General features: G+C 68.9%; 20 protein-coding genes. 14 read left to right on the forward strand and 6 right to left on the reverse strand.

The annotated features are described in order from the left end of the window. Positions 1–17 precede the first annotated feature (17 nt). Genes gnpA through kduD form a run of 4 tightly spaced genes read left to right on the forward strand, consistent with a single transcriptional unit; the run spans position 18 to position 4,988 of the window. Positions 18–2,171 (forward strand): 1,3-beta-galactosyl-N-acetylhexosamine phosphorylase, encoded by a 2,154-nt coding sequence (gnpA, locus tag AB0N78_RS13590; protein ID WP_363391140.1) that lies wholly within the window; start codon positions 18–20, stop codon positions 2,169–2,171. 28 nt (positions 2,172–2,199) lie between these two features. Then, entirely contained in the window at positions 2,200–3,369 is a 1,170-nt protein-coding gene (locus tag AB0N78_RS13595) for a glycoside hydrolase family 88 protein (RefSeq protein WP_363391143.1), read from the forward strand. A gap of 32 nt (positions 3,370–3,401) precedes the next feature. Next, on the forward strand, positions 3,402–4,226 hold the full coding sequence (locus tag AB0N78_RS13600; protein WP_363391145.1) for a 5-deoxy-glucuronate isomerase: 825 nt from the start codon (positions 3,402–3,404) through the stop codon (positions 4,224–4,226). A gap of 3 nt (positions 4,227–4,229) precedes the next feature. Next, on the forward strand, positions 4,230–4,988 hold the full coding sequence (gene kduD, locus AB0N78_RS13605; protein WP_363391148.1) for a 2-dehydro-3-deoxy-D-gluconate 5-dehydrogenase KduD: 759 nt from the start codon (positions 4,230–4,232) through the stop codon (positions 4,986–4,988). Positions 4,989–5,117: 129 nt separating this feature from the next. On the opposite strand, the gene AB0N78_RS13610 is transcribed toward kduD, so the two are convergent. The 3 genes from AB0N78_RS13610 to AB0N78_RS13620 form a co-directional block, all read right to left on the reverse strand. Next, complete coding sequence (locus AB0N78_RS13610) at positions 5,118–5,699, reverse strand: hypothetical protein (RefSeq protein WP_363391151.1); 582 nt, start codon at positions 5,697–5,699, stop codon at positions 5,118–5,120. A gap of 10 nt (positions 5,700–5,709) precedes the next feature. After that, on the reverse strand, positions 5,710–7,299 hold the full coding sequence (locus tag AB0N78_RS13615) for a hypothetical protein (protein WP_363391154.1): 1,590 nt from the start codon (positions 7,297–7,299) through the stop codon (positions 5,710–5,712). 187 nt (positions 7,300–7,486) lie between these two features. Then, on the reverse strand, positions 7,487–8,113 hold the full coding sequence (locus tag AB0N78_RS13620; protein ID WP_363391157.1) for a TetR/AcrR family transcriptional regulator: 627 nt from the start codon (positions 8,111–8,113) through the stop codon (positions 7,487–7,489). Between the two features lie 221 nt (positions 8,114–8,334). Between AB0N78_RS13620 and AB0N78_RS13625 the strand changes: the two genes are divergently transcribed. The 6 genes from AB0N78_RS13625 (at position 8,335) to AB0N78_RS13650 (ending at position 16,253) form a co-directional block, all read left to right on the forward strand. Beyond that, positions 8,335–10,002: an ABC transporter substrate-binding protein gene (locus AB0N78_RS13625; RefSeq protein ID WP_363391160.1), complete on the forward strand. Its 1,668-nt coding sequence runs from the start codon at positions 8,335–8,337 to the stop codon at positions 10,000–10,002. Between the two features lie 61 nt (positions 10,003–10,063). Next, positions 10,064–10,915 carry an ABC transporter ATP-binding protein gene (locus tag AB0N78_RS13630; RefSeq protein WP_363391162.1) on the forward strand — a complete coding sequence of 284 codons (852 nt, stop codon included), beginning with the start codon at positions 10,064–10,066 and terminating at the stop codon, positions 10,913–10,915. Next, positions 10,915–11,709, forward strand: a complete 795-nt coding sequence (locus AB0N78_RS13635; protein WP_363391165.1) for an ATP-binding cassette domain-containing protein — start codon at positions 10,915–10,917, stop codon at positions 11,707–11,709. The genes AB0N78_RS13630 and AB0N78_RS13635 overlap by 1 nt, the downstream gene beginning before the upstream one ends. Before the next feature lie 3 nt (positions 11,710–11,712). After that, on the forward strand, positions 11,713–12,696 hold the full coding sequence (locus AB0N78_RS13640; protein WP_363391168.1) for an ABC transporter permease: 984 nt from the start codon (positions 11,713–11,715) through the stop codon (positions 12,694–12,696). Between the two features lie 97 nt (positions 12,697–12,793). Continuing rightward, entirely contained in the window at positions 12,794–13,786 is a 993-nt protein-coding gene (locus AB0N78_RS13645) for an ABC transporter permease (RefSeq protein ID WP_363391483.1), read from the forward strand. A 157-nt stretch (positions 13,787–13,943) separates the two neighbouring features. After that, positions 13,944–16,253 carry a glycoside hydrolase family 3 N-terminal domain-containing protein gene (locus AB0N78_RS13650; protein ID WP_363391171.1) on the forward strand — a complete coding sequence of 770 codons (2,310 nt, stop codon included), beginning with the start codon at positions 13,944–13,946 and terminating at the stop codon, positions 16,251–16,253. 55 nt (positions 16,254–16,308) lie between these two features. On the opposite strand, the gene AB0N78_RS13655 is transcribed toward AB0N78_RS13650, so the two are convergent. The 3 genes from AB0N78_RS13655 to AB0N78_RS13665 all read right to left on the reverse strand — a co-directional run bounded on the left by AB0N78_RS13655 (position 16,309) and on the right by AB0N78_RS13665 (position 18,610). Further along, complete coding sequence (locus AB0N78_RS13655) at positions 16,309–16,845, reverse strand: GNAT family protein (protein ID WP_363391174.1); 537 nt, start codon at positions 16,843–16,845, stop codon at positions 16,309–16,311. Positions 16,846–16,891: 46 nt separating this feature from the next. Continuing rightward, positions 16,892–17,617 (reverse strand): hypothetical protein, encoded by a 726-nt coding sequence (locus AB0N78_RS13660; protein WP_363391177.1) that lies wholly within the window; start codon positions 17,615–17,617, stop codon positions 16,892–16,894. 153 nt (positions 17,618–17,770) lie between these two features. Next, positions 17,771–18,610 (reverse strand): formate/nitrite transporter family protein, encoded by an 840-nt coding sequence (locus AB0N78_RS13665; protein ID WP_363391179.1) that lies wholly within the window; start codon positions 18,608–18,610, stop codon positions 17,771–17,773. A 71-nt stretch (positions 18,611–18,681) separates the two neighbouring features. Here AB0N78_RS13665 and AB0N78_RS13670 point away from each other — a divergent pair, with 71 nt between their 5' ends. The 4 genes from AB0N78_RS13670 (at position 18,682) to AB0N78_RS13685 (ending at position 21,809) form a co-directional block, all read left to right on the forward strand. Then, positions 18,682–19,269 carry a hypothetical protein gene (locus tag AB0N78_RS13670; protein WP_363391182.1) on the forward strand — a complete coding sequence of 196 codons (588 nt, stop codon included), beginning with the start codon at positions 18,682–18,684 and terminating at the stop codon, positions 19,267–19,269. Between the two features lie 135 nt (positions 19,270–19,404). After that, positions 19,405–20,037, forward strand: a complete 633-nt coding sequence (locus AB0N78_RS13675; protein ID WP_363391185.1) for a copper resistance CopC family protein — start codon at positions 19,405–19,407, stop codon at positions 20,035–20,037. Between the two features lie 27 nt (positions 20,038–20,064). Further along, positions 20,065–20,607, forward strand: coding sequence for a copper chaperone PCu(A)C (locus AB0N78_RS13680; protein ID WP_363391188.1), 543 nt, complete (start codon positions 20,065–20,067; stop codon positions 20,605–20,607). Continuing rightward, complete coding sequence (locus tag AB0N78_RS13685; protein ID WP_363391191.1) at positions 20,607–21,809, forward strand: Dyp-type peroxidase; 1,203 nt, start codon at positions 20,607–20,609, stop codon at positions 21,807–21,809. The genes AB0N78_RS13680 and AB0N78_RS13685 overlap by 1 nt, the downstream gene beginning before the upstream one ends. Positions 21,810–21,819 lie beyond the last annotated feature (10 nt).

The raw sequence follows: 21,819 nt of genomic DNA on the forward strand, positions 1-21,819 counted from the left end.
AGGAGGAGTGCGCCCGCATGCCCGAGAACAGCCGCACCGGCCGGGTCACCATCCCCACCCAGCAGGGCTTCGCCGAGGAGACCCTGCGGATCGCCCGGCTCTGGGGGGCCGACGCGGTCCGGAACTCGGACGGTACGGAGTTGGAGCGGATCGACGGTTTGGAGGCGTCGATCTACCACACGTACTTCCCGGCCCGGGGGCACAACGAGTTCATCGGCCCGCGGCCACGGCTGCGTCCGCAGATGTTCCTGTTGTCCGACCGAGCGGTTGCCGAGGGTGGTCCGCTGCGGATCCGCCCGCTGGCCGGGTACTCCACCGACCAGTTGGAGCTCAACCTGGACGACGACCCGCGCCGGTTCTGGGAGGTCGTCGACCGCACCACCGGTGAGCTGGTGGCCGAGTGGTCGGTGGACGGCGATGCGGTGGTGATCCCGGAGCCGGTCCGGTGGCACGAGTACACGGTGTCGTTCCTGGCATATGTCGCCTGGGACCCGGTGGAGATGTACAACCACCTGACCAACAACTGGGGCGACCGGGAGCGGGACATCCCGCTGGACATCGTGCACCCCGAGTGTCGGGCGTTCACCGTCGAGGCCTACACCGCCTGGCTGGCCGAGCATCCCGAGGTCGACGTGGTCCGGTTCACCACGTTCTTTTACCAGTTCAGCCTGGTGTTCGATGACCGGGACCGGGAGAAGTTCGTCGACTGGTTCGGCTACGGCGCGTCGGTCTCCCCGGCGATGCTGGACGAGTTCGAGCGGCGCAAGGGCTATCGGCTGCGCGCCGAGGACTTTGTCGACCAGGGGTACGCGAACTCCACCTTCCGGCCGCCGAGCCAGGCCTACCGGGACTACATCGACGTGGTCGGTGCCGTCGTCACCGAGGCAGCCGAGCCGCTGGTCCGGGCCACCCAGGCCGCGGGCAAGCAGGCGATGATGTTCCTCGGCGACCAGTGGATCGGCACGGAGCCCTACGGGGAGCGGTTCGCCGGGCTCGGGATGGACGCGGTGGTCGGCAGTGTCGGCGACGGCACCACGCTGCGGATGATCGCCGACATCCCCGGTGTCTGGTACACCGAGGGCAGGTTCCTGCCGTACTTCTTCCCGGACACTTTCCGCCCGGGCGGGGACCCGGCAGGCGAGGCCCGGCAGAACTGGCTCCAGGCCCGGCGTGCGATCCTGCGCCGACCCATCGACCGGATGGGCTACGGCGGGTACCTGAGCCTGGCCGCCGACTTCCCGGACTTCGTCGACGAGGTCGCCGGGATCACCGACCAGTTCCGCGAGCTGCACGAGCACATCGCCGGCACCCGGCCCTACAGCGGGCTGCGGGTCGGGGTGCTCAATGCCTGGGGACGGCTGCGCTCCTGGCAGGCCTTCACCGTCGCGCACGCACTGCCGTACCCGCGGTCGTCGTCGTACTACGGGGTGCTGGAGGCGTTGAGCGGGATGAGCGTCGATGTCGAGTTCCTGGACTTCGACTCGGTGACCGCGCACGGGGTGCCCGAGGGCATCGATGTGCTGGTGCTGGCCGGGGCCGCGGACACCGCCTTCTCCGGCGGGGACGTGTGGCGCGGGGAACTGACCCCGGTGCTGCGCGGCTGGGTGCGCTCCGGCGGCGGGATCATCGGCATCGGTGAGCCCTCTGCCACCGCCCACCAGGGCCGGTTCTTCCAGCTGGCCGACTGCCTGGGCGTGGACCGGGAACGCGGCTGGGGGCAGTCCACGGACTGCTACTGGCCCCAGTCGACCACCGAGCACCCGATCATCGCCGACCTGATCGACCCGCTGGACACCGGTGACCCGGTGCCCGGCGTGCAGCCGATCAGCGAGGACGTGCAGGTGCTCGCCGCCACGGACCACAGCGTGCGGGCTGCCGCGTATCGGGCCGGGCAGGGGCGGTCCGTCTACCTGGCGGGCTTGCCGTACTCCACCCAGAACACCCGACTGCTGCTGCGCGCCCTGCACTGGGCCGCCGGGCAGGAGGACGTGCTGGGCATCTGGTCCGCCGCGCACCCGGACTGCGAGGTGCACGCGTACCCGCAGTCCGGGTGGTGGTGCCTGACCAACGGCAGCACCCAGGAGCGCACCACCACCGTCCGGCTGGGTGACGGCAGCACCGTCACCCGCACCGTTCCGCCCGGGGGCATCGCCTGGGAGCCGATCCGATGACGACCCGATTCACCAGCGAGGACCCACGATGACGACCAGCACCGACGACCGCCGCACCCTGCTGACCGCCGCGACCACTGCGGCCGTCGACCGCGTGCGGGCCAATGTCGACCGGTTCGGGATGCTGTACCCGGACGACACCACCGCCGACGACCGTTACCCGCTGCGTCCGGCGGCCCCCGGATTCGCCGAGGGTGCCAACCGGGGCTGGACCACCGGTTTCTGGCCCGGCATGCAGTGGTTGGCTGTGCAGACCGGTGCACGGGACCTCATCGACCCGGCCCAGCGGCACGCCGCGGACTTCCGCCGTCGGGTGGTCGCCCGTGAGGAGCTGGACCACCACGACCTGGGGTTCCTGTACACGCTGAGCTGTGTCGCCGACTGGCGGGCGACCGGTGACGAGCAGTCCCGGGACACCGCGGTCGAAGCCGCGCGCCTGCTGCTCGGTCGAGTGCTGGAGCCTGCGGGCATCGTCCAGGCCTGGGGCGACCTCACCGACCCCGCGCACCGCGGTCGCACCATCATCGACAGCCTGATGAACATGCCGCTGCTCACCTGGGCGGGGGAGATCACCGGTGACCCGGTGTTCGCGGACATCGTGCGCCGTCACACCGAGCAGCTGCGCCGACACATCGTCCGCGCGGATGGCTCGACCTTCCATGCCTTCGTCTGGGACCCGGAGACCGGTGAGCCGGTGGGCGGGAACACCGAGCAGGGTGCCGGGGACGGATCGTGTTGGTCGCGCGGTCAGGCGTGGGGGATCTACGGCTTCGCGCTGAACCACGAGGCCACCGGGGACCCGGGCCTGCTGACCGCCGCGGAGACCTGCGCGGACTACTTCCTGGCGCATCTGCCCGCGGACCGGGTGCCCTACTGGGACCTGGTCTACACCGACGGCAGCGACGCCCCCCGGGACAGCTCCGCCTCTGCCATCGCCGTCTGCGGCCTGCATGAGCTAGCCCGGCTCGGATCGACCCCGGAGCGCCGCGAGACCTACCGCGTCGCCGCCGAGGATCTGCTGGTCCGCCTGGTCGAGACCTGCACCCCGGCCCCAGACGCCTCCGACGCTCTGCTCCTGCACTCGGTCTACGACGCCCCCCGCGGGATCGGCGTCGACGAGGGCTCGCTGTGGGGCGACTACTTCTACCTCGAGGCGCTGGTCCGGCACACGGTGTCCGACTGGCAGCGCCCCTGGTGACCGACCTCCCACCTTTCACGAAGGAGAACACGATGGTGGACTACCGCTACCACACCGACATCCCGGCCGAGTCCGGCTGGAACTCGCTGCCGCAGAACGGCTGCTCGGTGATCGACCTGAACCTGCTGCGGCTGGAGCCGGGGCAGAGCTACACCGGCCAGTCCGGTGACCGGGAGTACCTGGCGGTGATCCTCGGCGGGAAGGCCACCTTCACCGTCGGTGGGACCACCTTCGAGGCGGTGGGCGGACGGCCGAACGTGTTCGGTGGCAAGCCGCACTCGGTCTACATCCCGCGCGGCAAGGAGTTCACCGTCACCGGTGTCACCGCGGTGGAGATCATCCTGCCCAGCGCGCCCAGCGACCTGGACCTCGACCCCTACGTGATCGGCCCGGACCGGGTCGCCGCCGGACGGTGGGGCGCGGCCAACTTCGGCCGGAACTTCCACCAGATCCTGACCGAGATCGCCCAGCCGGACCTGCCCGCCTCGCGCCTGATCGTCGGCGAGACCTACACCCCGTCCGGCAACTGGTCGACCTTCCCCCCGCACCGCCACCAGAACGACGACCTGCCGCGTGAGGCCCAGCACGAGGAGGGCTACTACTTCCGGGTCAGCCCCGGCGGGCTCGGCATCTCCCGGGTGCACACCGACGAGGGCTACTCGGAGAACTACTCGGTCGGCGACCACGCTGTGCAGATGATGTGGGAGGGCTATCACACCGTGGTCAGCGCCCCCGGCAGCCAGACCTACTACCTGTGGTTCCTCGGCGGTGTCGGTCGCACCCAGGGTGCCGTGCCGGACCCGAACCACGGCTGGGTGGAGAAGACCGTTCCGATGCTGCGCGACCTGGGGCACTGAGACATGGGCATCCTCGACAGATTCCGACTCGACGGCAAGGTCGCCCTGGTCACCGGTGGCAGCCGCGGCCTCGGGCAAGGGTTGGCACTGGCGCTCGCGGAGGCCGGTGCTGATGTCGCCCTGCTCGACCGCTCCGGCTGCACCGAGACCGCTGAGCGCATCCAGGCCATGGGCCGGCGCGCGACCACGATCACCTGTGACCTGCTCGCCGCGGGACCCGACGATCTGAACGCCGTCGTCGACCAGGTGGTCGCCGAGCTCGGCCGCCTGGACATCCTGGTCAACAACGCCGGCATCATCCGCCGGCACCCGGCCATCGACTTCCCGAAGGCCGACTGGGACGACGTGCTCCAGGTCAACCTGACCGCCGTCTTCCACCTGACCCAGGCCGCGGCCCGCGTGATGGAAACCGGCTCGATCATCAACATCGCGTCGATGCTGAGCTTCCAGGGCGGCATCAACGTGCCGTCCTACACCGCCACCAAGTCGGCGGTGGCCGGGCTCACCAAGGCCTTCGCGAACGAGTGGGCTGGGCGTGGCATCCGGGTCAACGCGATCGCTCCGGGCTACATGGCCACCGACAACACCGCCCCGTTGCGCGCCGATGCGGCCCGGTCCGAGGCGATCCTCGACCGGATCCCGGCGGAGCGGTGGGGGACGCCGGACGACCTGATGGGGGCTGCGGTGTTCCTGGCGTCGGATGCGTCGGCGTATGTCCACGGCAGTGTGCTGCCGGTGGATGGGGGATGGCTGGCGCGCTGACGGCGCGAGTCCACGAGGGGCGCACTCCGCTGGATGCGGTGAGGTGCGCCCCTCGTGGCGCTGTGCACCATTCCTGGTCGTCCGCCGCCGGGTCGGGTGTGGTGGTTGTGCTGGTGGTTCAGGCTCCGGTCACAGCGGTGTCATCGGGAAGTCGCGTGGGAGGATCCCGTTCTCGGGGTTTGCGAATACATCCCAGTCACCAAAGGCGGGCCAGTCGAACCACAATGAGCTGAAGTCAGCGTCCTTGAATGCCGTTGACTGCGTCTGGCGTGTCGTGTTGTCGCGGACATCGAAATACCCGGTGCCGTCGGTCTTGTAGTACGAGGACACGATCTGGGTGGCATTGGATCGGGTGTACCGCGTTTGTGCATCAGGATACTCATAGTCCGAGCGCTGATTAAGGAACAATTGCCCGTCATGCCCGGTGTAGGTGATGGACGCGATGATCGATAGTGCTTGGTTGAAGAACTGCGTTCGGATCATTTCGCGGCGGGTGGCGCCGAAGACCCAGCGTGGCGCGGTGAGTTCGGTGCCGTTGCTGGTTGAGGCTTCTACGGTCTCGAACACCCCGAGTTCCGACTCATACCGCTGGCGGGCCTCGTCGACCGTCAACCACGACTCTCCTGGGAAAGGCCGCAGGGTGCTCTCGACCCAGCGGCCGGTGTAGGCGACGATCCAGCCCTGGTCGGTGTGGTGTACTGGAAGGGTCATGGGTGTGATCCTATCGAACGCGCGGAACCTGACGAATTTCGACACCGCGAATAGCCGCGTGGTCGAGGATTGTTTGTGGGATGGGGGCGTCTTGGATGGGGACCTCCAAGACGAGCTGACCTTCGAGTTGTTCGCCGATGAGCTTGCCTGCTTGGTCGCCGAGTTTGGTGCGATTGGCGGGGGTGTCGGCGATAGTGATGCCGTCGGTTCGTGGCCCGTATTTGGTCACGGCCTCGTCGATGTAGCCCAGCGCGGTATTTTCTTGGACTTGCGCGAGCTGGGTGGCCTTCCGTGAAACGACCTCACCACCGGGACTGTAGGAGTCCACGCGGGTAGGTCGTCCGCCGCCGGGTCGGGCGAGGGAGACTTCGTTGAAGTCGAAGTGTCCGGCGCGTTCCCAGTTGAAGCGTGATCCGTCAAACAACCGTTGCAGGAGGGGCGAATCAGAGTGGCGGGCGATCAGGCGGTCGTACATGTCGAGTTTGGAGCGTTGTAGTGCGCTCAGCCCGTCGGTGATCGCCTCGGGGATGTGCTGGTTGATCGCTGCCGATGGTGAGGCACCCAGGCGGCGGAGGCGGGTCAGAGCCGTGCCTAGGCTCGCACCCAGAGCGCGCATGTTCGCGGTGATGGCGGTGGTGAGCTTCGGAGCCAGCGACATCCCCACCCGGCTGACCACGGTGACCCCGCTCTTGCCAGCCTTGAGGAGCAGCCCGCCCGGGATCACGGTCAACAGGACCGACAGGGCCGCTTGCCACCCTGACTGCATCCCCGCTCGCCACTCCAGGACGTCGTTGATGGCCAGTAGCGCCCCCGCAACGGTGGCGATCAGCCCAGCGATCAACGCGATCGGTCCGGTTAAGAAGAACGCGGCGATCGCCGCGACGATCACCACGACTGTCGCGACCGCGACCATTATTTGCCAGGCACCCGACCTGCGGATCTTCTCCCAGATGTTGTTCTCGGCGAGAGCCTGATCATGGGCCTGGCCCATGCGTGTGACCGTGTTCTGCGCGTCGGACTCATACGCTGACGCCGCCTCTGCAACCAGCCGGGCGGCCGCGTCCAGGCGAGCGGAGGCATCCTCAACCTGTCCGCTGGCAGCTCGCTGAGCCGCAATTGCGTCCTGCGAGGCACGCCGGGCACGAGCTATCTGCGACGGGCTCGGCGCGCCAGCAGCCTCGCTGGCGCGGTATCGGACCTGATCCCGCTCGATATCGGCCAGCGCTGAGCTCGAACGTTGCGCGTTCGCGATCGCGGTCCGCAACGCCGCTCGGGCCCGACGCAGGTCATCATCGGCGGCCCGAGCCTGCTCCAAACCTCGATCTGCGCTGGCCTGATGATCCTCGATGCGCCCAGCCCACCAGTTCATCGCATCACGCGCCCCCCGATACGACGTCTCACACGCCTGAATCTGGGATGGAAAATCCTCCAACTGGGTCCGGAATGTGTCACCAGCCAACCCGTGCCAGATCCCGGTGCCACTGGCAGACTGCACCGCACGTACCAACTGCATCATCTGGTTCGCAGCTGCGGCAGTGTCGCCATACACCCGCGCCACCGCCCGTGTGCCCCACGCATCACCCGGGGTCGGGTCAGCCACTAAGCCCACCAGATGCCAATCAACCGGCCGCACCATCACCACGCCCCTGCCCGCGAATTCTCGACATTCACAGGCACGCTATCCACACCTGCCGGCGTTGGCGAAGAGTGGTTTTTTAGGCGATCTGGGGGTTTATGCCTTTCACGGTATTCGCGCGACCTCACCGACCCTCGATGCGGTAGGTCTCTCAGACCTCGGCTTTGTCCCCGATCACCGCGCTCACCAGCGCCTCGATCGCAAACGCCGACGTCTCCGCCAGCTCCACATTTTCCCGGTCCAGCAGCCACTGCACCTGCAACCCGTCCATCACCGCCAGGATCGCGGCGGCGGCGCGGTCGATGGTGGGCGGCTCGTCGATGCCGCGCTGGCGGCAGATCAGCTCGAATGCTTCGCGGATCTCCCGGCGCAGGGTGGTGTACCGCTCCTGGAAGTACTCCCGGGCGGGGTGGTCGTCGGTGACGGATTCGGCGGAGAGCACGGCGTAGGCCTGGACGATGCCGGGGCGCTGCTCGTTGGTGAAGGCGGTGCGGATCAGGTGCCGGAACAGGTCGATGCCGTCCGGGATGCGCTGGTTGGTGAAGTCCTCGACGTCGGAGCTGTCGCGGTATTTGAGCACCTCGAGCAGGAGCTGATCCTTGGAGCCGAAGTGGTGCAGGATTCCGGCGTGGGTCATGTCGACCTGCTCGGCGATCTCGGTCAGCGGACCGTTCTTGTAACCCTTGGACCCGAAGGTGGTCATCGCGGCGCGCAGGATCTCCCGGCGGCGTTCCAGAGTCTCCGGACGCGCCTTGGGGGTGCGCTTGGGGGCGCTCATCTGCCTGCCTTCCGCCTGTGCTGATCGGGTCGACGTTCGCCCCGGCAGCGAGTGTAGGGGCGCAGTCATCGTGATCATGCCGTGACCCGACGGTCCGTCCTCAACTTACTGACAGTGTAGTAACCTCCCCGCAACACGTCACCGAGGACGGGGGCCGACCGCAGTGCTGCGGCCTGACATCGGGGGCGTGCAGCCCCGTTGACGTTTCGAAGGAGAAACCGATGAAGGTCAAGATCCCCGTCGTCGCGCTGGGCCTGGCAGCGGCCCTGACGCTGGCGGCCTGCGGCACCGGAGACAGTGGCTCGGACGGTGGTGGCAGCACGGGCGCAGCCGGTGCCCCGCTGACCATCGCGAAGCCGGACGGCGCCATTGCCACCGAGTCGAACAACCCGTTCGTGGGTGACGCGTCGGCGATGAAGCTCGGCTACGTCAACGCGCTGATGGAGCCGCTCGGATTCGTGAACCTGGTCGACCCGACCGAGGAGACCACGCCGTGGCTCGCCTCGGAGATCACCTGGAACGACGACTACACCCAGGTGGAGCTCACCGCCCGGGACGGCGTGCAGTGGAGCGACGGCGAGGACTTCACCGCCGAGGACATCGCTTTCACCTTCCGGCTGCTCAAGGACACCCCGGAGCTGGACAGTGCGGCACTGGGCATCGAGGAGGTGACCCTGGCGGACAACACCGTCACCTTGAGCTTCGCGAACTCGATGTACGCCAAGCGGGACAAGGTCCTGCACAAGCTGATCGTCCCGGAGCACGTGTGGGCCTCGGTGGAGGACCCCGCCACCTTCGAGAACCTCGACCCGGTCGGCACCGGGCCGTACACGCTGACCAGCTTCACCAACCAGAGCGTGGAGCTGTCCGCCCGGGACGACTACTGGGGCGGCGAGCTGGCCGTGCCGACGCTCTACTACGTGTCGTACAACGACAACACCGCGCTGACCACCGCGCTGGCGAACGGTGACGCGGACTGGGCGCAGGCCTTCATCCCGAATGTCGACTCGGCGTACCTGTCCAAGGACGACGCCAACGTCTACTGGGCGGCCGCCGGTCTGGGCATCGACGCGATGTTCATGAACACCACCGCCAAGCCCTTCGACGACCCGGCCTTCCGTCAGGCGATGAACCTGGTGGTCGACCGGAGCAAGCACCAGCAGATCGCCCGCGAGGGTGGCGTGCCGGAGCTGACCTCGGTGACCGGTCTGCCCACCCCCGCCGGTGACGCGTTCATCAGCGAGGAGTACCAGGGCGAGGAGTTCGCGGTGGACGTCGACGCCGCCAAGGACGTGCTGGAGGAGGCCGGGTACACCTGGTCCGCGGACAAGCTGGTCGACCCGGACGGGGAGACGGTGACCTTCGAGCTGAGCGTGCCGCAGGGCTGGAGCGACTACGTCACCGGGATCAGCCTGATCGGTGATGCGGCCACGGAGCTCGGTGTCGACACCACGATCAACACCCCGGACTCGGACACCTGGTGGGAGATGAAGACCACCGGTGACTTCCAGGCGATCCTGCACTGGACCGACACGGGTGTGACGCCATACGACCTGTACAGCGACATCATGGACGGCCGCTGGTTGGTCGCCGAGGGCGAGGCCGCCGACTACAACTTCGGCCGCTTCGACTCCCCGGAGGCCACCGAGGCGCTGAACGCCTACGCCACCGCGACCAGCGACGAGGAGCGGGCCGCCGCCCTGGAGACCGTGCAGCAGATCTTTGTCGAGCAGGTGCCGGCGCTGCCGATCGGGACCCGGCCATTCATCGCCGAGTACAACACGCGCAACTACGTGGGCTGGCCGTCCGAGGACGACCCGTACACCAACCCGGACCCGACGCAGCCGACCGCGTCGCTGATCCTCACCTCGCTGGAGCCGGCGAACTGACCCCTGCGCGGGTGGCGGTCGACCGGCCGCCACCCGCGCACCCCTCGATAGGAATGGTGCAGTGACCAGCGAGAATGTGGTGACGGTGGACGGCTTCAGCGTCGTCTACGAGGTGGAACCGCCGGTCCGGGCCGTGCAGGACGTGTCCCTGAGCATCCGGCGCGGGGAGATCCTGGGCCTGGCGGGCGAGTCGGGTTGCGGCAAGACGACCCTGGCCTACGGGATCCAACGACTGCTCAAGCCCCCGGCGGTGATCAGTTCTGGGAGTGCGACCTTCCACGATGCCGACACCGGCGAGGATGTCGACCTGTTCGGCCTGGACGCGGAGCAGATGCGTGCCTTCCGGTGGGACAAGGTGTCGATGGTCTTCCAGGGGGCGATGAACGCGCTCAACCCGGTGACAGCGATCGGCAAGCAGCTGGACGACGTGTTCCTCACCCACCGGCCGCAGATGTCCGCGGCGCAGCGCCGGGAGGAGTGCGCTCAGCTGTTGGAGATCGTCGGGGTGGGCAAGGACCGGCTGCGGTCGTTCCCGCATGAGCTGTCCGGCGGGATGCGGCAGCGGGTGATGATCGCGATGGCCCTCGCGCTCAAGCCGCAGCTGATGATCATGGACGAGCCGACCACCGCGCTGGACGTGCTGGTGCAGCGGGAGATCCTGCAGCAGATCAGTGACCTGCGCCGGGAGTTCGGCTTCTCGGTCGTGTTCATCACCCATGACCTGCCGCTGTTGCTGGAGATCAGCGACCGGATCGCGGTGATGCGCGAGGGCCGGATCGTCGAGCTGGACACCGCCGAGAACATCTACCGCCATCCGCAGCATCCGTACACCCAGAAGCTGCTCGGCTCGTTCCCCAGCCTGACCGGTGAGCGGGGCGACTTTGTGCGGACCGGACGGGAAGGGGCCGCCTGATGACCACCCTCGAGTTCACGCACGTGACCAAGAAGTACCGGGTCCGGGGCGCGGGGGAGATGCTGGCGCTGGATGACGTCAGCTTCAGCCTGACCTCCGGGGAGACTGTCGCCCTGGTCGGCCAGTCCGGCTCCGGCAAGTCGACTATCGCCAAGATCATCACCCAGCTGGAGAAGGCCACCACCGGGAGGGTGCTGCTGGACGGCACCCCGATCCCCACCCGGGGCCGTGGCCTGCGCCGCTACCGGCAGACCGTGCGGATGGTGTTCCAGGACCCGTTCGCCTCGCTGAATCCGTACCACACCATTCGGCACCACATCGAGCGTCCGCTGCGGCTGGACCATGTGGTGCCCAGCGATGAGGTCGAGGCCGAGACCCACCGTCTGCTCGAACGCGTGCGGCTGGAGCCGTCGTCGGTGATCGACCGGCGTCCGCACGAGCTCTCCGGTGGGCAGCGGCAGCGGGTGGCGATCGCCCGCGCGCTGGCCTCCCGGCCGAAGCTGCTGGTGGCGGACGAGCCGGTGTCGATGCTGGACGTGTCGATCCGGCTCGGCGTGCTGAACCTGTTGGCCGAGCTCCAACGCGAGTCGAACCTCGGCGTCCTGTACATCACCCACGACCTGGCGACGGCGCGGCACTTCAGCGACCGGATCATGGTGCTGCACCACGGTGTCGTGGTGGAGCAGGGCCCCGCCGACGACGTGATCCTGCGACCGCAGCACGAGTACACCCGCTCGCTGCGCAACGCCTCGCCGGACCCCGACCGCCACTTCTCGACCGCGACGGAGGGCTGAGCGATGCGGTTCTTCCTGCGCCGTGCGGCGTTCTACCTGTTCACCGCCTGGGCGGCGATCACGATCAACTTCTTCCTGCCGCGGATGCTCAAGGGCGACCCGGTGTCGGCGTACCTGGCCAAGAATCAGGGCCGGATCAGCCCGGAGGCGGCGGACTCGCTGCGCACACTGTTCGGGCTGGACGACGGCAAGTCGGTCTTCCAGCAGTACATCGACTACTGGGGGCTGCTGTTCACCGGTGACCTCGGCCGGTCGTTCTCCAAGGGACTCGCGCCGGTCACCGACGTGATCGCCAGCGCGCTGCCCTGGACGGTCGGACTGGTCGGCATCGCCACCATCCTGAGCTTCTTCCTCGGCACGTCCATCGGGGCGTTCATCGGCTGGCGGCGCGGGTCCAAGGCGGACCTGGTGGTGCCGGTGGCGACCTTCTTCTCCACCGTGCCGTACTTCTGGATGGGGCTGATCGCCATCGCGGTCTTCTCCACCGCTCTGGGCTGGTTCCCGGCCTCGCACGCCTATGACAAGGGCTCGTCGCCGAGCTTCAGCTTCGAGTTCATCGGGCAGGTGATCCAGCACGGCACCCTCCCGGCGCTGACCATCGTGCTGTCGTCGTTGGGCGGCTGGATCCTCGGGATGCGCAACATGATGGTGACGGTCCTGGACGAGGACTACGTCACCGTCGCGCAGGCCAAGGGGCTGTCCCAGCGTCGGGTGCTGGTGAACTACGCCGCCCGCAACGCGGTGCTGCCACAGCTGTCCAGCTTCGCGCTGTCCCTGGGGTTCATCGTCGGCGGGACGCTGGTGATGGAGCTGGTGTTCAGCTACCCCGGCGTCGGCAAGCTGCTGCTGGACGCCACCACGGCCAAGGACTACCCGCTGATGCAGGGGCTGTTCCTGATCATCACGCTCACCGTGCTGGTCGCGAACATCCTGGCCGATGTCGCCTACGCCGTGCTCGATCCGCGCACCCGTCAGATGGAGGCCTGAGATGACCGTCCCCACTGTTGAGGGCATCGTCGCCGAGCCGGACCTGCCCACCGGCCGCCCCGCGTCCGGCCTGGCGAAGCTCGGCCGCGGGTTCGCCATGTTCCGCAACGGGAAGTCGATCACCGGGCTGTGCATCCTGGGCGTCTTCGTCCTGCTGGCGGTGTTCGGTGACCTGATCGCGCCCTACGGTCCGTTGGACAAGGACTTCGACTCGCTGCGTCAGCCGCCGTCCGCTGAGCACTGGCTCGGCACCACCCACATGGGTGAGGACGTGTTCAGCCAGATCGTCTACGGCACCCGGGGTGTGCTGGTGGTCGGCTTCACCGCCGGGATCATCGGCACCCTGATCGCCGTGATCGTCGGTGTCACCGCCGGGTACATCGCCGGGTGGCGTTCGGAGTCGCTGTCCGCGATCACCAACGTGTTCCTGGTGCTGCCGGCGCTGCCGCTGATGATCATTGTGGCCTCCCAGTACGAAAACCCCTCGCTGCTGCTGATCGCGGCGGTGCTGGCGATCACCGGCTGGGCCTGGGGTGCCCGGGTGTTGCGGGCGCAGACCATGTCGCTGCGGAACCGGGACTTCGTGCAGGCCGCCCGGGCGAACGGCGAGCCGCTGCACCGGATCATCACGGTGGAGATGTTGCCGAACCTGACCGCGATCATCGCGTCGTCCTTTGTCGGCACGGTCACCGCGGCGGTGCTCGGACTGACCACGCTGGCGTTCATCGGCGTCATCCCGATCACCAACCTGAACTGGGGCACCATCCTGTACTGGGCCCAGCAGAACGGGGCGTTCCCCGACTTCTGGTGGTGGTACGTGCCGGCCGGACTGTGCATCGCGCTGCTCGGCATGGCGCTGTCGCTGATCAACTTCGGCATCGACGAGTACGTGAACCCGCGGCTGCGGTCGGCGGGGGAGCGGGCGCGGGCGATGCGGAAGAAGGGGCTGAGCCCGAGCAGCGGGGTGACGGCGGTGCGGGCCGATCCGGAACCCGACGACCGCCTCGCGTCGGGACCGCACCACGAGCCGGTCCGGGCCGAACCCGATCCGGACGCGGTGACTCCCGCGCCCCGACACTCCACCGAGTGACTCCGGGTCCGGGGTGGGTCAGCCGCCCACCCCGGGCCCTTCCGACCATCGACCACCTACCCGCACAACCTAGAGTGGTCACGCTCCCACACTGCCGATCCGCGGGTCGGAGCCAGCCGAACGACACCGTGGCAATGCCGCCGACGAAGGACTCATCGTGACTGTCACCAGCACCACCGCCCCCTACCAGGACCCGACCCGCCCGATCGAGGAGCGCGTCGCCGATCTGCTCGGCCGGATGACCCCGGCGGAGAAGGTCGGGCAGATGATGCAGCTGGACGCCCGGGGCGACTACGCGCACGACATCCTGAACGTCCACGTCGGATCGATCCTGCACACCTCACCCGAGCGCTTGATGGATGCGCACCGGCTGACCGAGCAGACCCGGCTGCGCATCCCGCTGCTGGTCGGCGAGGACTGCATCCACGGGCACTCGTTCTTTGTCGGCGCGACGATCTTCCCGACCCAGCTCGGCATGGCCGCCACCTGGGACGCCGAGCTGACCGAGCAGGTCGCCCGCGCCACCGCCGTCGAGGTCGCCGCCACCGGTGTGCACTGGACCTTCTCCCCGGTGCTCTGCATCGCCCGCGACCTGCGCTGGGGCCGGGTGGACGAGACCTTCGGCGAGGACCCGTTCCTGATCGGTGAGCTGGCCTCCGCGATGGTCCGCGGCTACCAGGGCACCGGGTTGGACGACCCCACCGCGATCCTGGCCACCGCCAAGCACTTCGCCGGGTACTCCGAGACCCAGGGTGGCCGGGACGCCTCCGAGGCGGACATCTCCCGTCGCAAGCTGCGCTCCTGGTTCCTGCCCCCGTTCGAGCGGGTGGCACGCGAGGGCTGCGGCACCTTCATGCTCGGCTACCAGACCACCGACGGCGTGCCGATCACGGTCAACGACTGGCTGCTGAACGACGTGCTGCGCGGCGAGTGGGGCTACACCGGCACCCTGATCACCGACTGGGACAACGTCGGGCGGATGGTCTGGGAGCAGAAGGTCCAGCCCGACTACGCGCACGCCGCCGCCGCCGCGGTGAAGGCCGGCAACGACATGGTGATGACCACCCCCGGATTCTTCGAGGGGGCGTTGGAAGCCATCGAGTCCGGGCTGCTCGCCGAGTCCGACCTGGACGCCGCGGTGTCCCGCATCCTCACCCTGAAGTTCCGGCTCGGGCTGTTCGAGGACCCGCGCCGCCCGGACGCGAACGCGCAGGCTGCTGTGGTCGGTTCCGCCGAGCACGCCGAGCTCAACCTCGCGGTGGCTCGGCGGTCCCTGGTGCTGCTGAGCAACGACGGGGTGCTGCCGCTGGCCGGTGGCCTGACCGCGTCCGCCGAGACCGGTCCCGCCGGTGCCCTCCGCGCCGCTCCCACCGGCGCCGCCAAGCGGATCGCCGTGGTCGGACCGCTCGCAGACGACGCCCAGACCCAGCTCGGCGACTGGGCGGGCAACTCCGGTCAGGCCGACTGGCTGCCGGACGGCCAGCCGGTGGAGATGATCACCACCGTCCTCGACGGCCTGCGCGCCAGCGTCCCCGGCGACTGGACCGTCACCCACAGCCGCGGTGCCGACATCCTCACCCTGGAGCCGGACCCCGAGGGGGCGTTCTTCCCCGACGGTCAGCCCCGCCCGCCGGTGGTCGTCCCGGTCGAGCCGGACCAGGCGATGATCGACCATGCCGTGGCCGCAGCTCAGGACGCCGACTATGTGGTCGCCGTCGTTGGTGACCGGATCGAGCTGGTCGGCGAGGGCCGCTCCACCGCCACCCTCGAGCTGATCGGCGGACAGAAGGCGCTGGTGGACGCACTCGCCGCCACCGGCACCCCGATGATCGTCGTGCTGCTCGCCTCCAAGCCGCTGGTGCTGCCGGACTCCGCCCTCGACGCCGCCGCGCTGCTCTGGGTCGCCAACCCGGGCATGCAGGGCGGTCAGGCCATCGCCGAGGTGCTGCTCGGTCTCACCGAGCCCTCCGGTCGACTGCCGATCAGCTTTGCCCGGCACGTCGGACAGCAGCCGACCTACTACAACCAGCTGCGCGGTCAGCACGGCGACCGCTACGCCGACCTCACCCAACGCCCGGCCTTCGCTTTCGGTCAGGGCCTGAGCTACACCACCGTCGACTACTCGGACCTGGTGCTCGATGCCACCGAGCTCAGCCGCGACGACGTCATCCGCGGCCGGATCACCCTCACCAACACCGGCACCCGCCCGTCCCGGGAGACCGTCCAGGTGTACGTCTCCGACACGGTCACCTCGGTGTCCTGGGCGGACAAGGAACTCAAGACCTACCGCCAGGTTGACGTCCCCGCCGGGGAGTCGGTCACCGTCGAGGTCGAACTGCCGGTGGCGGACTGCACCATCGTCGACGCCCGCGGTGACCGGGTGGTCGAGGCCGGTGCGTTCGAGCTGCTGGTCGGGCGGTCGTCGCTGGACGAGGACCTGCTGCGGGCGGGGTTCACCGTCGCCTGACCAGTCGTCCGACGAGGGGCCGTTCCGCCTGGTGCGGGGCGGCCCCTCGTGGCGTTCAGCCGCGCCACTCCTCGGCCAGCACCGCGTACCGGTAGGCGTCGTGCCACACCGGCTCGCCATCCGGTCCCGTGCTGAACGAGGCGGACCGGAGCTCATGCCCCTCCCGGCGCAGACCCAGTCGCTCCAGCAGCTGCCACGACCGCACGTTCACCGGATCGCACTGCGCCGTCAGCCGATGTGCGCCCTGCACGCGGAAGCAGTCGTCGATCACCGCCCGCACCGCCTCGGTCGCGTAACCCCGCCTGCCGAACTCCGGATTGAACACGTAGCCCACCGTCCAGGTCCGCCAGGCCGCCAGTTCCGTGAGGGACCGGTACACGTGCCCGATCAGTACCCGGTCCTCGGTGCGCTCCACCGCGATGAAGCGGGGATCGTCCACCCGGCGTTGGGTCTCCGTCTCGGCCTCTTGTGCGCTCAACGGCCCGTAGGGCTCGAATCGGACCACCTCCGGGTCGCCGAGGTAGGCGTGCAGGGCGGGGGCGTCGGCGGTGGTGAAGGGGCGCAGGGTCAGGCGGGGGGTGGTGGTGCGCATGGGGCGAGGGTAGGTGTGGCGTGCGGTCCGGGCGAAGGGTTTCGCGTCAGGGTGCGGCGGCGATCACGGCCGGCACCGCGGACTGCTGGGCCACCCACTCGGCGAGGTCGCGGTCAATGAGGCGGAGCACGAGCAGATACCCGTCATGCCCTTCCTGCGCCGAGAATCGCGGGACGGCAGCTTGCCGTTGTCCTGGCCGAGGGATACCGCCAAGCAGCGGTTCGTGGTGTGCCGCGCGGTTGCGCAAGGTATGGACGAGCTGGACCTGCTGATGGACCCAGTGCCGCGTGAATCGTCCCGCTGTGCGCTCGGCCTCGGCGCGCCCTCCGGGGAAGGCGCGCCGGAGGCCGCCACGCCAGAGCTCTTCATGTCGCGCGGGCCACTGCTGTGGAAGCGCGCCGACCGTTCCTCCCGCGTCCAGGATGTCGGTCCAGAAGCCGAACATGAGCTGTGCGACGACGTGGCCAGGGTCGTGCCGGTCTCGAGGGAGTCGCCGCCAGGCCTGTGCCAGTTGTCGGCGGAGCCGATCATCCAGTCCAATCTCGTGGCGGTACCACTCGCTGCCGTACATCGCGGTCAAGGCCTCGTTCACGGCGTTCCGCAGCGCGACCTCGACGATGGCGAGGTCGGCGAGGATCGCCGAGGCCAGGTCGCGGTCCCACACGTACAGCTTCCGTGCGCGCTCACGATCCCCGTCGGCCACGCGCAGGAAGGTGTCGAAGCGCGCGGCTGAGATCGCGTGGTCGAGCGCGGCGGCGTGGTGCTGTTCCATCGGTGCTGGTCTCGATTGCTGGTCAGGCGTAGACTGTGGGGGTATTCCCCGGATCCGCCTCTCTGGACTTGAGCCATGACGCGGCCGGGGTTCTTCTGTCTCTCCAGCCGATTCTCACCCGCGCCGAGGCGGCCTCAAGGTCTATCCACAGGGTCAGTTCCGCAACCACCGCGAGTCGTCGTTCACATACGCGTAGTACAGCCCGATCAGCAGCCCGCCCCCGATGAAGTTGCCGACCAGGGCGATGCCGACATTCCCCAGCGCCGCCGCCAGGTCGAGGCCCTCGCGCAGCCCGACGATGCCGAACAGCACACTGTTGGCCACCGAGTGCTCCAGCCCCAGGAACGCGAAGATGAACACGGCGGTGATCATGACCAGGCACTTGACCAGGTCCGAGTCGATCAGCCCGTTGTAGACCAGCAGCATGGCGATGTTGATGCAGAAGTTGCACAGGATCGCGCGGATGAGCAGGTCGACCCAGCCGGCGGGGCCACCGTCGAGGTAGGCGAGTTTGTGCTCGACGGCGGCGGACATCTCGGCCATGGCACCGCCCTCGGCCAGGGTGGAGAAGCGCAGCAGCACGGCGATCAGCAGTCCACCGAGCAGGTTGCCGATCAGGCACAGGCCGAGCAGGCGCAGGGCGCGCAGCCAGGTGGTCCGACGGTGATAGGCGCCGACGCAGACGATCATCATGTTGCTGGTCAGCAGCTCGGAGCGGGAGTAGTAGATGAAGATCAGCGCCCAGCCGAAGGTAACCGAGCCGACGAACCGTCCGAGCTGACGGAAGCTGCCGTCCCCGGCGGGGATGGTGTCGAAGGCGGCGACGATCGCATAGTTGGTGGCGTAGAGCAGACCGATGATGATCCCGGCCATCGCCGCGCGCTGGAGGTAACGGCGGGCCAGCGCGCCGGACATGGTGGTCTTGGTCTCCAGCACCTCCAAGGCGGTGCTGATGAACTGTTTGCCGGGGAACAACGGGTCGGTGGTGCTCACGCCGCACACGGTGGCACAGGTCACAGGGACAGGACAGTGGTGTCCGCACCTCGATTGGCATGATGAACGGCATGCAGGGCCATCGACGACTCGCGCGCGGGTTCACCGCGGCGGCGGCGTCGACCCTGATCGCATTGCTGTCGCACCTGATCGGCGGTGGGGCGATGCCCGGGCCGCTGGGTGTGCTGGTGCCGTTGCTGGTGGCGACCTCCGCCGGTGTGCTGCTGGCCGGGGTGCGGCTGCCATGGCTGCGGCTGTCCGGGTCGGTGGCGGTGGGCCAACTCGGCTTCCACACGCTGTTCGTGCTGGGGTCGGCGGGGTCGTCGTCGGTCGTCGCTGCGACCTCGCATGGGCACCACCCGGTGCTGCTGGTGTCCGGGGCGGGGCAGTCGTCCGCGGCCGGGATGTGGGGCGCGCACGCGGTGGCGGCGCTGGTGACGGTGCTGATGCTGCGGCACGGCGAACAGTTGCTGACCCGGATCGCGGCGGTGCTGCGCCGGGTGGTGGTGCGACTGATCCGCGTGGTGTCGACGCCGCTGGTGGCAGTGGTCCGGGCGCGACTGTCGTGGTCGGAGCCCGTTGTGGTGCGGGTGACGGAGGTCGTCCGCGGTGGAGTGGTGCGGCGGGGCCCACCGGCGAGGGTCGGCGCGAGCTGCTGATTGGCGGTTTCCACGACCCGACTGCCTGAGTGGCACGGGTCGGTGGAGCTGTGGTGGCCGTGCCCGGGTGACGCTCCCCTGCATGGTTGCGGCCGCGCTGCTGCCGTGCCCCCATCGACCCCAAGGTGCCCCGTCATGCCCCGCCCTGTTCTGCGCGCCCTCGGGCGCACACTGGCTACCACCGTGCTGGCTGGTTCGCTGCTGCTCCCGGCCACCGGGATCGCCGCCGCCCACGATCAGTTGATCGACAGCTCACCAGCTGCCGATCAGCATCTGGACTCCGCTCCCACCGAGATCCGGTTGACCTTCTCCGCCGAGGTGATGGATGTGGGCACCGCGGTCCGGGTAATCGATGCCGCCGACGCGGACTGGACGGACGGTGAGCCAGTGCTGGACGGGCCGGTGGTGACGGTGCCGCTCGACCCGGAGCTTCCGGAGGGGGCGTACCGCGCCGCGTGGCGAGTGGTGTCCTCCGATGGGCACGCCATCTCCGGGGTGGTGCCGTTCACGGTGGGGGAGGCCGATCCGGTGGCGGCGATGTCGGCTGAGCAGGGCGACGGTGCGGCACGTGAGCAGCCCGCCGTCAGTGCCGCCCCGCAGACCGCGGCCGTCTCGGACACGACCCCCGCCTCGGAGTCCGGCCCCGCTACGGACGGCCCGCTGCGCACCGTGCTGATCGCGGCTGGTGGTGCCGTGCTCGCCGGAGGCCTGTATGCGCTTGGGCTCTGGCTCCGCCGCCGTCGGTCCGGCGCCGACCCCACGTCCTGACCTTCTTCTGACGAGAGCGAGTTCCCCATGTCCGTTGCCCGTATCGCCCTGTCCCTGTCCGCCGCCGCACTGGCGTTGACCCTGTCCGCCTGCACGGGCACGTCGTCGGGCGGCGCGTCCCCGTCCACCGGGGGCACCGCAGCGCCGACTGTCGACGGCACCACGTCGCCGTCCGTTTTATTGACCGTGCAGGACGCCTGGGTGAAGGCCACCGACTCCGGGATGACCGCCGCCTTCGGGGTGGTGCACAACGGGGGCACGGAGCCGGTCACCCTGCTGTCCGCGACCAGCCCAACCGCGTCGATGGTGGAGCTGCACGAGACCGTGGACGACGGCACCGGCGCGATGCTCATGCAGGAGAAGGATGGCGGGTTCACGATCCCCGCCGGTGAGGACCTGACCCTGGAACCAGGCGGCAACCACCTGATGTTCATGGACGTGACCGAGCCGGTCCGGGCCGGGGACGAGGTGGAGTTCACGCTGAGCTTTGATGACGGCACCGAGCTCACCGTGACGGCTCCGGCCAAGGACTACTCCGGCGCGAATGAGAACTACGGGGCGGGGCACTGATGCCCGCCGAGCGGCGCGGCCCCAGTCGTCGGCAGCTGTTGGTGGGCGGGGCGGTCGCCGGGGCGGGTGCGGTGGCGGCGGTCGGGGTGGATGCGTGGACCCGGCGGTCGTCCGACGCGGCTGACCAGCACACCCCCGGCCAGGTCGCGACCTCGGAGCAACTGACCGGGGAGGAGACGCTGCCGTTCTACGGCGAGCACCAGTCCGGGATCGACACCCCGCCGCAGGCGCACACCACGCTGCTGGCAGTGGACCTGCTGCCGGAGACCGACCGGGAAGCGCTCGGTCGGATGATGCGGTTGCTGACCGATGATGCGGCGCGGCTGACCCAGGGACGGGCGGCGCTCGCGGACTCCGAACCCGAACTCGCTGTGCTGCCCGCCCGGTTGACCGTGACCTTCGGCTTCGGGCCGGAGCTGGTGCGGCGGGCCGATCCCGACGCGGCCCCGTCCTGGCTGCACCCGCTGCCCGCGTTCGGGGTGGACCGGTTGGAGGAGCGGTGGAGTCACGGCGATCTGCTGCTCCAGGTGGCGGCGGACGATCCGCTGACCGTGGCGCACGCGGTGCGGATGCTGCGCAAGGATCTGCGCAGCTTCACCACCGTGCGGTGGGTGCAGACCGGGTTCCGTCGCGCGCGGGGCAGCGAAGCCGCGGGTACCACGATGCGCAATCTGTTCGGCCAGGTCGACGGCACGGTGAACCCGGTGCCGGGGACGGCGGACTTCGATCAGGTGGTGTGGGACGCGAACGGCTGGACGTCGTTGGTGTTGCGCCGGATCCGGATGGAGCTGGACACCTGGGACCAGCTGGACCGGGACGGACGGGAGCAGTCCACGGGGCGGTTCCTGGCGAATGGTGCCCCCCTGACCGGGACACGGGAGCACGATGAGCCGGACTTCGAGGCGACTACGGCGGTGGGTTTCCCGGTGATCGCTGAGTACGCGCACATTCGTCGGGCACGCAGCGACGACACCCGACAGCGGATCTTCCGCCGCGGATACAACTACGACGACGCCACCGAGTCCGGGTTGCTGTTCATCTCCTTCCAGGCGGATGTCGACGCGCAGTTCGTGCCGTTGCAGCGCCGGTTGGACGAGCTGGATCTGCTGAACGAGTGGACGACGCCCACCGGCTCCGCGGTGTTCGCCATTCCGCCGGGGTGTGAGGAGGGCGGGTACATCGGGGAGGGGCTGTTGAGCTGACGCCTCGCCG

Source organism: Cellulomonas sp. NPDC089187 (genome assembly GCF_040685135.1).
Taxonomy (GTDB): Bacteria; Actinomycetota; Actinomycetes; order Actinomycetales; family Cellulomonadaceae; genus Cellulomonas.